13 protein-coding genes are annotated in these 13,677 nt (G+C 72.9%); 10 read left to right on the forward strand and 3 right to left on the reverse strand.

The window, feature by feature from the left end:
- Positions 1-39: 39 nt before the first annotated feature.
- Complete coding sequence (locus tag B082_RS0117720) at positions 40-3,015, reverse strand: FAD-binding and (Fe-S)-binding domain-containing protein (RefSeq protein ID WP_018553155.1); 2,976 nt, start codon at positions 3,013-3,015, stop codon at positions 40-42.
- Positions 3,016-3,261: 246 nt separating this feature from the next.
- Here B082_RS0117720 and B082_RS0117725 point away from each other — a divergent pair, with 246 nt between their 5' ends.
- From B082_RS0117725 to B082_RS0117760, 8 genes are all read left to right on the forward strand, one after another.
- Positions 3,262-4,773, forward strand: coding sequence for a sensor histidine kinase (locus B082_RS0117725; RefSeq protein ID WP_018553156.1), 1,512 nt, complete (start codon positions 3,262-3,264; stop codon positions 4,771-4,773).
- Complete coding sequence (locus tag B082_RS0117730; protein ID WP_018553157.1) at positions 4,770-5,204, forward strand: roadblock/LC7 domain-containing protein; 435 nt, start codon at positions 4,770-4,772, stop codon at positions 5,202-5,204. The genes B082_RS0117725 and B082_RS0117730 overlap by 4 nt, the downstream gene beginning before the upstream one ends.
- Positions 5,201-5,566, forward strand: a complete 366-nt coding sequence (locus B082_RS0117735) for a DUF742 domain-containing protein (protein ID WP_018553158.1) — start codon at positions 5,201-5,203, stop codon at positions 5,564-5,566. Before B082_RS0117730 ends, B082_RS0117735 begins: the two co-directional genes overlap by 4 nt.
- Positions 5,547-6,212 (forward strand): GTP-binding protein, encoded by a 666-nt coding sequence (locus B082_RS0117740; RefSeq protein ID WP_018553159.1) that lies wholly within the window; start codon positions 5,547-5,549, stop codon positions 6,210-6,212. Before B082_RS0117735 ends, B082_RS0117740 begins: the two co-directional genes overlap by 20 nt.
- Positions 6,209-7,507 carry a cytochrome P450 gene (locus tag B082_RS36260; protein WP_018553160.1) on the forward strand — a complete coding sequence of 433 codons (1,299 nt, stop codon included), beginning with the start codon at positions 6,209-6,211 and terminating at the stop codon, positions 7,505-7,507. The genes B082_RS0117740 and B082_RS36260 overlap by 4 nt, the downstream gene beginning before the upstream one ends.
- 102 nt (positions 7,508-7,609) lie before the next feature.
- Positions 7,610-8,860, forward strand: a complete 1,251-nt coding sequence (locus tag B082_RS0117750; protein ID WP_018553161.1) for a cytochrome P450 family protein — start codon at positions 7,610-7,612, stop codon at positions 8,858-8,860.
- 105 nt (positions 8,861-8,965) lie between these two features.
- Positions 8,966-10,084, forward strand: a complete 1,119-nt coding sequence (gene serC, locus B082_RS0117755; protein WP_018553162.1) for a phosphoserine transaminase — start codon at positions 8,966-8,968, stop codon at positions 10,082-10,084.
- 164 nt (positions 10,085-10,248) lie between these two features.
- The gene (locus tag B082_RS0117760) at positions 10,249-10,875 is read left to right on the forward strand and encodes a Uma2 family endonuclease (protein ID WP_018553163.1); all 627 of its coding nucleotides are present in this window, start codon (positions 10,249-10,251) and stop codon (positions 10,873-10,875) included.
- A gap of 3 nt (positions 10,876-10,878) precedes the next feature.
- Here B082_RS0117760 and B082_RS0117765 read toward each other — a convergent pair whose 3' ends face one another.
- Complete coding sequence (locus B082_RS0117765; RefSeq protein WP_018553164.1) at positions 10,879-11,394, reverse strand: GNAT family N-acetyltransferase; 516 nt, start codon at positions 11,392-11,394, stop codon at positions 10,879-10,881.
- Positions 11,395-11,475: 81 nt separating this feature from the next.
- On the opposite strand from B082_RS0117765, the gene B082_RS0117770 reads away from it, so the two are divergent.
- Positions 11,476-11,871, forward strand: a complete 396-nt coding sequence (locus tag B082_RS0117770) for a PPOX class F420-dependent oxidoreductase (RefSeq protein WP_018553165.1) — start codon at positions 11,476-11,478, stop codon at positions 11,869-11,871.
- 6 nt (positions 11,872-11,877) lie between these two features.
- Here the strand turns inward: B082_RS0117770 and B082_RS0117775 are convergent, their stop codons facing one another.
- Entirely contained in the window at positions 11,878-12,885 is a 1,008-nt protein-coding gene (locus B082_RS0117775; protein WP_018553166.1) for a hypothetical protein, read from the reverse strand.
- 58 nt (positions 12,886-12,943) lie between these two features.
- On the opposite strand from B082_RS0117775, the gene B082_RS0117780 reads away from it, so the two are divergent.
- Entirely contained in the window at positions 12,944-13,672 is a 729-nt protein-coding gene (locus B082_RS0117780; protein WP_026249908.1) for a GDSL-type esterase/lipase family protein, read from the forward strand.
- The last annotated feature ends 5 nt before the right edge of the window (positions 13,673-13,677 follow it).

The raw sequence follows: 13,677 nt of genomic DNA on the forward strand, positions 1-13,677 counted from the left end.
AGTCCCCTCCGGCCCCGGGCGTGGCCGGGGCCGTCCGGGTCAGTCCCTGAGCCCCTCCGCCAGCACCTCCGCCAGGTGCCGGCCGCGCACCCCGCCCAGCTGGGAGAGCTGGGTGCGGCAGGAGAAGCCGTCGGCCAGGACGCGGGTGCCGGGGGCCGCGTCCCGGACCGCCGGGAGGAGCTGCTCCTCGGCGCAGGCCACCGAGACGTCCCAGTGCCCCCGCTCGAAGCCGAAGTTTCCGGCCAGACCGCAGCAGCCGCCCTTGAGGTCGCCGGTCAGGCCCGCCCGCTCGCGCAGCCTGCGGTCCGCCTCGTCGCCCAGGACCGCGTGCTGGTGGCAGTGCGTCTGGCCGGTGACCGGCGCGTCCAGGCGCGGGGGCGTCCAGTCGGGGGCGTACGCCTCCAGGTACTGGGCCAGGGTGTGGACGGAGGCGGCGAGGCGGGCGGCGCGCGGGTCGTCCGGGAGGAGTTCGGGCAGGTCGGTGCGCAGGGTCGCGGCGCAGCTCGGTTCGAGGACGACCACGGGGTGGTCGAAGTCGTCGCCCAGCCGGTCCAGGGTGCGGCGCATCACCGCACGGGCCTTGTCGAGCTGGCCGGTCGAGACGTAGGTGAGGCCGCAGCAGAGCCCCTTCCCGGGCAGCAGGGCCGTGCGTCCCGCCGCCTCCAGGACCCGGACCGCCGCCCGGCCCACCTCGGGCGCGAGGTGCTCGGTGAAGGTGTCGGGCCAGAGGAGGGCGACCCGGTCGCCGGGAAGGGGCCGCGCGCCCTCGCCGGGGAAGGGCCGCGCGCCCTCGCCGGGAAGGAGCCGCGCATCCTCGCCCCTGCGCCGCCGGCCACCGAAAAAGACCCGCGCACCCCCGCCCCGGCGCCGCCGGCCGCCGCCCACGAAGACCCGCGCCCCCGCGCCCCGGTCCCTCAGCAGCCACCGCGTGAACGTCTCCCGCGCCAGCACCGGAATCCCGCGTTCGGGTGCGATGCCCGCCAGCCGCTTGGCGAGGGCGGCGAGCGGGCGGACGCGGGCGAGGGCGTTCAGCGGGCCCGCGAAGGGTGCGGCGAGGCGCAGCCACTGCGGCAGCCGGCCCATCGCGTAGTGGGAGGCGGGGCGGAGCCGGCGGCGGTAGTGGTGGTGCAGGAACTCCGCCTTGTACGTGGCCATGTCCACGCCCACCGGGCAGTCGCTGCGGCAGCCCTTGCAGGACAGGCACAGGTCGAGCGCGTCCCGTACCTCCGTGGAGCGCCAGCCGTCGGTGATCACGCCGCCCGCGTCCCCGGCCAGCATCTCGTGCAGCAGCCGGGCCCGGCCGCGCGTGGAGTGGGCCTCCTCGCCGGTCGCCCGGAAGGAGGGGCACATCACGGACGGGCCCGCGGCCCGCTCCGTACGGCACTTGGCAACGCCTACGCAGCGGCGGACGGCGGCCGAGAAGTCGCCGCCGTCGTGCGGGTAGCCGAAGGCCACGTCGACGGGCCGGCGGGGCAGGACGTCGAAGCGGAGGTTGTCGTCCAGGCGGGCCGGGCGGGCGAGGACGCCCGGGTTCATGCCGCCTTCGGGGTCCCAGAGGTCCTTGAACCGGGCGAAGAGCGCGACGAGTTCGTCCCCGTACATCTTCGGGAGGAGTTCGGCGCGGGCCTGGCCGTCGCCGTGTTCGCCGGAGAGCGAGCCGCCGTGCGCGACGACGAGTGCGGCGAGGTCCTCGGAGAAGCGGCGGAAGCGGGCCACGCCCTCGGGGCTCAGCAGGTCGAAGTCGATCCGGACATGGATGCAGCCGTCGCCGAAGTGCCCGTACGGGGTGCCGCGCAGGCCGTGTTCGGCGAGCAGCGCCCGGAAGTCGCGGAGGTAGCCGCCGAGCCGGGCGGGCGGCACCGCGCAGTCCTCCCAGCCGGGCCACGCCTCACTGCCGCCCGGCAGCCGGGTCGCCGTGCCGGCCGCGTCCTCCCGGATGCGCCACAGCGCCCGCTGCCCGGCCGGGTCGGTGACGACGGCGGTGTCCATGGCGTCGGCGGACGCGGCCCGTACGAGGCGTTCGGCGTGCGCCCGCGCCTCGGCGGGGGTCGCGCCGCCCGTCTCGGCGAACAGCCAGGCACCGCCGCGCGGCAGCCCGGCCGGTTCGCGTACGAGGTCGGCGGCCATGCCCTCCACGGTCAGCGGGTGGTACGGGAGGAGGCCGGGTGCGGCCTCGGCGGCGGCGGACTCGTCGGCGTATCCGAGGACGGCGAGGGCGCGGGCCGCGGGCGCCTCGACCAGCCGCAGGGTCGCCTCCGTGGCGACACCGAGCGTGCCCTCGCTGCCGCAGAACGCGCGAACGGGGTCGGGGCCGTTCTCGGGGAGCAGGGCGTCCAGCGCGTAGCCGGAGATGCGGCGCGGGAGGTCGGGGAAGCCGGTGCGCAGGAGGGCGAGGTGGTCCGCGACCAGCTCGCGGACGCCGGGCGGGCCGGGCGCGCCGCGCTCCAGGCGCAGGGTGTCGCCGCCGTAGCGGGCGACGGTCAGGGCGTGGACGTTGTCGGCGGTGGTGCCCCAGGCGACCGAGTGGGAGCCGCAGGAGTTGTTGCCGATCATGCCGCCGAGGGTGCAGCGGCTGTGCGTGGAGGGGTCGGGGCCGAAGGTCAGGCCGTGCGGGGCGGCGGCGGCCCGCAGGTCGTCCAGGACGACGCCCGGCTGGACGACGGCGGTACGGGACGCGGGGTCCAGTTCGACGACGGACCGCAGGTGGCGGGTGAGGTCGAGGACGACGCCGGTGCCGGTGGCCTGGCCGGCGATGGACGTACCGCCGCCGCGCGGCACGACGGGCACCCCGTGCGCGCGGCAGACGGCGAGAGCGGCGGCGGTGTCGGCGGCGTCGCGCGGGGCCACGACGCCGAGCGGCACCCGCCGGTAGTTGGACGCGTCCATCGTCGTGAGCGCCCTCGCGGTGACGTCGAACGCGACCTCGCCGCGTACGGCCGCCCGCAGGTCGCGGGCCAGCGCGGCGGGCGCGGTGTTGGTGGGCTTGCTGCCGTGCGGTGCATTGCCGGATGCCATTCGACCAGAATGCCGCCACAGCTCCGCGGTCACCGCAACGACGTCAGTCAGTCGGAAATCGGTAGGGATGCGAACGGAAAGAGAACAGAGATCACCACAAGTTCTTCCCAAACAGATCGTCAATTCTCATATAGTGACTGAGACTTATCCAGGAATTCGCTGTTCCAGTTGTCCCGATTCACCCCGAGTGCCACCGACCCGCCCGAACCGCCCCGTCCGCCACCGTCCGCCCCCAAGGACTCCGCTTTGAGCCCCTCAATCCGGCCGACCGCACTGGCCCTTCTGGTCACGGTGGCCCTCACCGGACCGCTGTGCGCGTGGGCGATCGTCGCCGCTCCCGAATCGGCCAGGACCGCGGTGGCCTGGGGCGCGTGTGCCGCCGCCGTGCTGCTCGCCACCGCCGTCGCCACCGCCGTCCACGCCCGCGCCACGATCCGCCGGCTGCGGGCGGCGAATGCCGCCGAGAGCGAGCGGTTCACCGCCGAGGTGTCCCGCCTGGTCTCGGCCTCCGCCGCCGAGGCCCAGCGGTTCACCGCCGAGAACGCCCGTGTCAAGGCCTCCGCCGCCGCCGAGACGGCCAGGATCACCGCCGACGCCGAGGCCGCCACGGCCCGACTCACCGCCGAGACCGAGGCCACCACCGCCCGTCTCACCACCGAGAACGCCAAGCTCAAGGCGGCCGCCGCGCGCAGCAGGACCGAGCGCTCCGCGGCCCTCTCCTCCTGCGCCAACGCGGCCGGCCGCATGCAGGCCCTGGCCACGAGCATGCTCGCCGACCTGCGCGAGATGGAACACCGGCACACCTCCGAGGACGTGCTGACCGACCTGCTGCACCTGGACCACCGCACCGCCCAGGCCGGCCGCCTCGCCGACTCCATCGCCGTACTGACCGGGGCCCGTTCCGGGCGGCGCTGGGCCAGGCCCATCGTCATGGAGTCCGTCCTGCGCGGCGCCATGGGCCGCATCAGCGGCTACCAGCGCGTCCGGCTCCACTCCACCAGCGACGTCGCCGTCGCCGGCCACGCCGCCGAGGGCGTCATGCACGCCCTGGCCGAACTCCTCGACAACGCGGCGAACTTCTCGCCGCCCACCGCCGAGGTCCATGTGTACGTGGAGGAGGTCCCGGCCGGGATCGTGGTGACCGTCGAGGACAGTGGCCTCGTCATGAGCGACGTGCAGCTGCGCCGGGCCGAGCGCGCGGTGTCCGCCGACGACACCGACCTCACCGCCCTGACCGGCACCCGTCTCGGCCTCGCCGTCGTCGGCCGGCTGGCCCGCAAGCACGGCCTCACGGTCTCCTTCCGGCCCTCGGCGCGCGGCGGGACGGGCGCCCTGATGATGCTCCCGCAGGAGATCATCACCCGCACCCCGGCCCGCACCGGACCGGCACCGGCCCAGACCGCCGAGCCGGAGCCCGTCCACACCTCCGGCGCCGAACCGGCCGCCCCCGGCGACCGGCACAGCGCCCCCGCCGCACCACCCGCCGACGAGCCCATGCGCTCCGACTCGGCGTCCGACACCACCGGCAACCTCCCCAGGTTCGGGGAGAGCGGCCTGCCCAAGCGCTCGCGCGGGCGCACCCTGGCCGCCGCCGAGGCCCGCGCACGGTCGGCCTCCGGCGCCGAGAACACGGAGACCGGTGCGGACGGCTCCGTACCCCGGCCCACGTCCGACCCCCGCGCCCAGGCGGCCCGCTTCAGCAGCTTCCGCAAGGCCGTACGGCCCAACTCCCCAGACCCGGAAGGCAACACCCGATGACCGCGACCACCGACGAGAAGCTCAGCTGGCTGCTGGAGGGGCTCCTGGAGCGCACCCCCGGCACCCGTCACGCCCTCGTGCTGTCCAGGGACGGCCTCAAGCTGTGCCGCACCCCCGAGCTCTCCGTCGACCAGGCGGACCAGCTGGCCGCGATCTCCGCCGGCATCCAGAGCCTGTCGCACGGCGCCTCCGTGGAGTTCGGCAGCGGAGGCGGCGGCGTACGGTCGGCGATGGCCGAGTTCTACGGCGGCATCCTGTTCATCGTGGAGGCCGGCGCCGGCGCCCATCTCGCGGTCGTCGCCGCCGAGAGCGCCGACGTGGGCCTCGTCGGGCACAACATGAGCGAGCTCGTCGAGCAGCTCGGCGAGCACCTGGTGGCCCCGCCGCGCGAACCCGCCGAGGCCGCCTCCGCCCCGGGCACGGCCGTATGACGCGCCGCCCCCGGCCCGGCAGGGACGACGGCCCGGACCGGCTCTACACCCTCACCGGTGGCCGTACCCGGTCCGACTCCGCCGCCTTCGACCTGGTCACCCTGGTGGTCGCCGAATGCGAGCCGGCCCCCGGCATGCAGTCGGAGCACGCCGCGATCCTGCGGATGTGCGAACGGCCCACCGCCGTGGTCGAGGTCTCGGCGACCCTGGACCTGCCCGTCAGCATCGTGCGCATCCTGCTGTGCGACCTGCTCGACACCGGCCGGATCAGCGCCCGCCACCCGCGTACCGCACGCGTATCGGACCGGCTTCCCGCCCCCGACATCCTGGAACAGGTGCTCGTTGGACTCCGCAACCTCTGACCGCGCCGCCCTGCAGGCGACGGCCGACAACGGACTGAAGATAGTCGTGGTCGGCGGCTTCGGGGTCGGCAAGACCACCATGGTCCGATCCGTGAGCGAGATCCGTCCGCTCAACACGGAGGAGACGATGACCCGCGCAGGCGAGGCGGTCGACCACCTCGACGGCGTGGGCTCCAAGACGTCCACCACGGTCGCCTTCGACTTCGGGCGGATCAGCCTGGACGAACGCTCGGTGCTGTACCTGTTCGGCGCGCCCGGCCAGGAGCGCTTCTGGTTCCTGTGGGACCGGCTGTTCTCCGGCACCCTGGGCGCCGTCGTCCTGGTCGACACCCGGCGGCTGGCCGACTCCTGGTACGCCATCGACCGGCTGGAGCACCACGGCACGCCGTTCATCGTCGCCTGCAACGACTTCGGCGGCCCGCTCCACACCGAGCAGCAGATCCGGGAGGCGCTCGACCTCTCCCAGGACGTGCCGCTCGTGGAGTGCGACGCGCGCGACCGGTCCTCCAGCAAGTACGTGCTGATCACCCTGGTCGAGCACCTGCACCGGATGTCCGCCGCACGCGCCGGGGACGCCGCCGGGCCCACCGCGCCCGACGACGGTCCGGCCCTGACGGCCGCCCTGACCTCGGAGCCCACCCCGTGACCCAGTGCCCCCACGCGGCGGCCGGTGCCGTACCGCTTTCCGGCCCCCGGTTCCAGGCCGAACCGGCCCAGCTGTACCGGGAGATCCGGCGCGAACACGGCCCGGTCGCCCCGATCGTGCTGCCCGGCGACATCCCCGCCTGGCTCGTGCTCGGCTACCGCGAGCTGCACCAGGTCACCGGGGACCCGGTCCTGTTCACCCGCGACTCGCAGCTGTGGAACCAGTGGGACGCGATCCCCGAGGACTGGCCGCTGATGCCGATGATCAGCCGGACCCAGCCCTCGATCCTCTACACGGTCGGCGAACGCCACAGCCTCCGCGCCGGGATGATCGGCGAGGCGCTGGAGGCCGCGAACCCGTTCGAGCTGAAGAAGAGCACCGAGGAGTTCGCCGACGAGCTGATCGACGCGTTCTGCTCGGCCGGTTCGACGGACCTGATCGCCCAGTACGCGATGCTGCTTCCCGTACGGGTGCTGGCGAAGCTCTACGGGTTCTCCGACGACAAGGGCCCCGCCCTCGTCACCGCGATGAACGACATGATCAACGGCGGGGCGAGCGCGCTGGCCGGCCAGAAGCACATCGCCACGTCCATGTACCAGCTGCTGGCCGAGCGGCAGGCCGAGCCCGGCGACGACGTCGCGACCCGGATGCTCGCCAACACCGGCGGCTTCACCCAGGAGGACGTCGCCCGGGACCTGATGGTCATGATGGCCGCCGGGCACCAGCCGACCTCCGACTGGATCGGCAACTCGCTGCGCCTCATGCTCACCGACGACCGCTTCGCCGCCTCCCTCTCCGGCGGCCGGCACAGCGTCGCCGAGGCCATGAACGAAGTGCTGTGGGAGGACACCCCCTCGCAGAACATCGCCGGGCGCTGGGCGGCCCGCGACACACGCCTCGGCGCCCACCACATCAAGGCGGGCGACCTGCTCGTCCTCAGCCTGGCCGGGGCCAACGCCGACCCCCAGGTCCGCACCGACGGGTCGACGCTGACCGGCGGCAACAACGCCTTCTTCTCCTTCAGCCACGGCGAGCACCGCTGCCCGTTCCCGGCGCAGGAGATCGCCGAGGTCATCGCCCGTACGGCCATCGAGGTCATCCTCGACCGGCTGCCCGACGTCGACCTCGCCGTCCCCGCCGAACAGCTGACCCGGCGCCCCTCCCCCTGGCTGCGTGGCCTCACCGATCTCCCGGTCAGCTTCACGCCCACCCCGGCCCTTGGGGGTGGCTCGTCGTTCAGGACCGGGTCCGCGACGCCTGGCACGGCACCTCGCGGCGTTGCCGAAACGCCCTAATCGCTCCGCGATGAGGACGCTCCGGCGCCTTGCGATGCACCGCACCAGACGCCTCGGCCTGATCCGGTCCTGAACGACAAGACACCCCCTTGGAGCCCCCAGATGACCGCCACCACCACCGAACCGACCGGCACCGGCAGCGACCCCGAGCGCATCGTCCTCGACCCGTTCGTCGCCGACCTCGCGGGCGAGAGCGCGCGGCTGTACGCGGCGGGCCCGCTCGCCCGCGTCGAACTGCCGGGCGGCGTACCCGTCTACAGCGTCACCCACTACGCCGAGGCGAAGGCGCTGCTCACCGACAGCCGCCTGGTCAAGGACATCAACGTGTGGGGCGCCTGGCAGCGCGGCGAGATCCCGCTCGACTGGCCGCTGATCGGCCTGGTCAACCCGGGCCGCACCATGCTCACCGCCGACGGCGCCGAGCACCGCAGGCTGCGCGGCCTGGTCGCGCAGGCGCTCACCGTGCGGCGGGTGGAGCGGCTGCGCGCCGGCATCGAGGCGCGTACGAACGAGCTGCTGGACCGCCTGGAGCGGCACACGGCGGGCGAAACGGTCGACCTGAAGGCGGAGTTCGCCTACCCGCTGCCGATGAACGTCATCAGCGAGCTGATGGGCATCGACTCCGCCGACCTGCCCCGGATGAAGGAACTCTTCGACAAGTTCTTCTCCAACATGACGCCCCGCTCCGAGGTGCCGCAGATGATGGCGGACATCCACACGCTGTTCTCGCGCATCCTGGACGAGAAGAAGGAGTCCCCGGCCGACGACCTGACCGGCGCGCTGCTGGTGGCGTCCGAGGACGGGGACCACCTCACCGACGACGAGATCCTCAACACCCTGAAGCTGATCATCGCGGCGGGTCACGAGACGACGATCAGCCTCATCGTGAACGCGGTGGTGGCGCTCCAGAGCCACCCCGAGCAGCGGCGCGCGGTGCTGGCCGGCGAGGTGAGCTGGGACGGGGTGATCGAGGAGACGCTGCGCTGGTCGGCGCCGACCTCGCACATCCTGATCCGGTTCGCCACGGAGGACATCGAGGTCGGCGACCGGGTGCTGCCCAAGGGCGAGGGGATCATGATCTCCTTCGCAGCCATCGCGCACGACGAGGGGCAGTGGGGCGGGACGGCGACCGAGTTCGACGTCACCCGCTCCCCCAACCGCCACATCTCCTTCGGCCACGGCCCGCACGTCTGCCCGGGGGCCGCGCTGTCCCGCCTGGAGGCGTCCGTCGCCCTGCCCGCGCTGTACGCCCGCTTCCCGGACCTGGCGCTGGCCGTCCCGGCGGGCGAGCTGCGCAACAAGCCGATCGTCACGCAGAACGACCTGTACGAACTCCCGGTCACGCTGCGCTGACAGCCGCCCGTACGGATGTTCCTCCTACGACCACGAGTCGGGAACCCTGTCTCATCCGACGGACAGGGTGCGTAGCCGCCGCACGGAAGGGCTACGCTCCGACTCGTGGCCGACATCCAGATTCCCGCTGACATCAAGCCCGCCGACGGACGCTTCGGCGCCGGTCCCTCCAAGGTGCGGACGGAGGCGCTCGACGCGCTGGCCGCCACCGGAACGTCTCTGCTCGGTACGTCCCACCGCCAGGCCCCGGTGAAGAACCTGGTCGGCGCGGTGCGCGACGGTGTGCGCGAACTCTTCTCCCTCCCCGAGGGCTACGAGGTGATCCTCGGCAACGGCGGCTCCACCGCCTTCTGGGACATCGCGACGCACGGTCTGATCGAGTCGAAGTCCCAGCACCTCAACTTCGGCGAGTTCTCCTCGAAGTTCGCGAAGGCCGCCAAGCTCGCCCCGTGGCTGGCCGACCCGACCGTCATCGCCTCCGACCCGGGCACCCACCCGGACCCGCGGGCAGAGGAGGGCGTCGACGTCTACGCCTTCACGCACAACGAGACCTCGACCGGTGTCGCGGCCCCGGTCAAGCGCGTGGCGGGCGCCGACGAGGGCTCCCTCGTCCTGGTGGACGCCACCTCCGGCGCCGGCGGCCTGCCCGTCGACATCGCCGAGACCGACGTCTACTACTTCGCCCCGCAGAAGTCCTTCGCCTCCGACGGCGGCCTGTGGATCGGCGTCTTCTCCCCGGCGGCCCTGGAGCGCGCGGCCCGCGTCCACGCCTCGGACCGGCACATCCCGGAGTTCTTCTCGCTGCCCACGGCGATCGACAACTCCCTGAAGAACCAGACGTACAACACCCCGGCGCTCGCCACGCTCTTCCTGCTGGACGAGCAGCTGAAGTGGATGAACACCCAGGGCGGCCTGGCCTTCACGACCGGCCGCACGGCCGCCTCCTCCGGCCACCTGTACGGCTGGGCCGACGACTCCAAGTACGCGACCCCGTTCGTCACCGACCCGGCGAAGCGCTCGCAGGTCATCGGCACGATCGACTTCGCGGACGAGATCGACGCCTCGGCCGTCGCCAAGGTCCTGCGCGCCAACGGCATCGTGGACACCGAGCCGTACCGCAAGCTGGGCCGCAACCAGCTGCGCGTCGCGATGTTCCCGGCGATCGACCCGTCCGACGTCCAGGCCCTGACGGCCTGCATCGACTACGTGATCGAGAAGCTGTAGGGCGTACGCCTCAAAACGGCCCTGCGCACCGCGAGGTGCTCAGGGCCGTTTCTGCTTCACCCGGCGACTTCACTCCACCGAGTGGCATATGCCAGAAACACGGTCCGCGGCCGTTCCGCCCTACGATGATGGTCTCGACACCAGCCCATTCCAGGAGGCCCGCAATGTCTGCAGCAGCAGTCGAGCACCCCTGTGACGATGGACCGGAGCCCCTGCTCGTCACCGCCACCCGGCTCGCCGAGCAGCATCCCGGCTATCGCGTCGAGATCATCGGAGGCGTCATCACCGTGGCTCCACCCCCGGACGGCCCGCACGCGGACGCGCTGACCACACTCATGATCCCGTTCCTGTCCGCAGGACTGCACGGCCCGGAGTCGAGAGTCCTCCAAGGCATCGGCCTGTGGCTGCCGGGCGGTCCGGAGGACTACGCGATCCCCGATCTCGCCCTGGTCGACGCGGATTTCGACGAGCGTCCGATCGAGTACAACTGCTACGACCCGGCCGTCTTCCGCCTGGTCCTGGAGGTCACCTCCAGCAACTACAACAGCGACCTGCGGCACAAGGTCGCCGCGTACGCCGAGGCGAAGGTCCCCGTCTACGTGATCCTCGACCGGAAACACGGCCGCGTCCACGTCCTGACGGAGCCGCTGGGCGGCTCGTACGACCGCCACGAGGTGTACGCCCCCGGCCAGCAGGCACCACTGCCCGCCTCGATCGGCGCCGAGGTGAGTCTCGATGTCGCCGAGCTGGTCCAGGCGGGCCGGGCCAAGCCCCGTACGCCTGAGGCCTGAGGCTCACCCCTCGCCCAGCCGCCACCGTTCCTCGCCGTCCTCCCACTCCCCCGTCCGCTCCAGACCGGCCCCGGCGGCCACAGCCGCGGACGCGGTGTGCTCGGGGTGGATGTGGGCGACGACGGCCCGTATCCCCGTCCCGCGAAGGTGGCCGACGAGCCCCCGGGCCGCTTCCCGGGCGTATCCCCGCCCCTGCCACGGGACGCCGGTCACCCAGGCGATCTCGGCGAGCCCGCCGCGCACACTGGCCTGCACATAGCCGATGAGCCGGCCGGTCTCCCGCTCCCGCAGCACCCAGTTCCACCACAGCTCGGCGGGGTCCGGCGAACCGGCGGTCTGGCGTGCGTACCGCGCCCGCAGGGCCTCGGCGGTCTCCGGGGCGCCTCCGGTGAAGGTGTGCAGGGCGGGGTCGGCCAGCACGGCGGCCATCTCGTCCGCGTGCGCCACCCGCAGGGGCAGGGCGTCGAGGCGGGGCGTGGCGAAGGGGGCGGGGCCGCGAGGGCCGCGATCGGTCGTCATGGACCGGGGACCTTACGCGAAACGCCTGTCGCCCGGCGGCTGCCGGGATGACACCGGCTCGTACCGGCGCACCATGGAGGTATGGATACGATCCCGCAGCTCAAGCCCTACGTGAAGCAGTACACCGTCCTGCTGAGCACGCAGCGGCAGGACGGGACGCATGCCGACACCCCGGTGCACATCGCGGTCGAGGGCGACCACGCCTACATCCGTACGTTCTCCTCGGCGTGGAAGGTGGAGCGGATGCGCAACCACCCGAGGGTGCGGATCCGCCCGTGCACCGTACGCGGGCGCCCGACGGGGCCGCAGATCGAGGCCCACGCGCGCCTCCTCCCGGCCGGCTCGAAGGAGAACACGCACGCGTCCCGGATGCTGTCCCGGAAGTACCCGGCGATGCAGGGCGTGCTCGTACCGCTCGCCCACCGCGTCAAACGGGACAGGACCCTGCACTACGAGATCCGGCCGCTGGAGACCTGAGCGCGCTCACCCCTTGCGGCGCCGCCGGCCCAGGAACAGCAGCAGCCCGATCCCGGCCAGCACGGCGACTCCGGTCAGCGTGGTGCCCTTCACCGGCACCCCGTCCCCGTCGGAGTCCGCCGACTCCTTGATCCCCCCGGCCCGGTGGGTGGCCCCGCCCCCGCCGCCGTCCCCGGTCTTCGGCAGGTCCACCCGCACGACACGGCTCCGCTCGCCCTCGGAGCCGTACATCAGGGCGGAGCCGTCCGCCGTGTACGTCACGGACTCGGACTGCGGGAGGAGGGGTGATTCGACGGGGTAGTCCTTGCCGAGCCGGCCGTTGGCGAAGGCGTAGCCGCGGGCGCTGAAGTAGGAGCGCAGGACCAGCTCCTTGCCGTCCGGGGAGAACGCCCCGTCCGTCACCCACGGCACCTCACCGACCCGCCGGAAGACGTTGTCCGAGCCGGTCTTCAGCTCGGCGGGCCCCTCGTACAGCCCGCCGCCCTCCTCGTTCTTCGACGCGATGTAGACGCGTCCGGTCCTGGGGTGGACCATCAGGGCCTCCGCGTTGCGCGGGCCGTCGGCGTACTTGACGTCGAACTGGGTGGCCCGGACGGTCGCGTCCTTCAGCACCTTCGGCTCGGGGAACCGGTAGATCCAGACGTGGTCCCAGCTGCCGTTGAGGTTGTCGCCGATGTCGCCGACGTACAGGTTCCCGTCGGGCCCGAGCGAGATCGCCTCCACGTCGCGCGGGGCGCCGACGCCCTGCATGGTGATCGTCGCGACGGTCTTCCCGGTGCGGGAGTCGACGGCGAAGACGTACGGTCCGTCGTCGCTGTCGTTGTGCGTCCAGTAGATCCCCGGATGGGCGCGGCTCGCGGCGAGGCCGCTGGACTCGGTGATCCGGGGGTCCTCGATCGTGAAGGTCCGGTCGGCCCCGTCGTCATCGGCCGCGGCGGGCGCCGCCACGGCGAGGGAGAGCAGGGCGGCGGCGCCCCAGACACGGCCCAGGGCAGTCAGTCGGTACGAACGCATGGCACAAGTGTCCATCGTCACGTACCGGGCCGTAGCCAAGATCCGCCATGATGGCGCCATGCGTTTCATGTGTGTCGGCGATTCCATGACCATCGGGCGCGCCGGCGACTTCACGTGGCGCTACCGCCTGTGGCAGCACCTGTCGGCGTCCCTCGACGGCCCCTTCGCGCTCGTCGGCCCGCGCACGGAGCTGTACGACACCGAAACGGGCGCCGCGGCCTCCTCCGCGTACGCCGCCGATGACTTCCCGCTCCCCGCCCGCCGCCACCTGGCCGGCTGGGGCGAGGGCTGGCTGCACATGGCCCCGGTGATCGCGGAGACGGTCGCCGCGCACCGCCCGGACGTCCTGCTCGTCTCGCTCGGCCTGATAGACCTCGGCTTCTACACGAACAGCGAGCAGACCGCGCGGAACGCCCGCGCCTTCCTGGCCGCCGCCCGCACGGCGAACCCGCGCATCCGGTGCGTCCTGCTCCCGGTCATCCCGAACATACGCGCCGAGTCGGACGCCCCGTTCGCCGCCGAGTGCGCCCGCTTCAACGAACTCCTCGCGAAAGCGGTGGCGGACCTGGACACCCCGGCCTCCCCCCTCCTCCTGGCCTCCCACCCCCCGGCGTACGACATCCACACGGACACGTACGACGGCACCCACCCGGGCCCGACCGGCGAACACCACCTGGCCGCCGCCTTCGCCGACGCGATGCACCAGGCGTGGGGCGTGGGCGGGGCGTACGCGGGGGCGGCGGTGGGGCGGCCGGTTGCCGGGGCAGCTGCTTCAGGGAGCCGCTGAGGTCA

Origin of the sequence: Streptomyces sp. ATexAB-D23 (genome assembly GCF_000373645.1) — a bacterium.
GTDB lineage: Bacteria > Actinomycetota > Actinomycetes > Streptomycetales > Streptomycetaceae > Streptomyces > Streptomyces castrisilvae.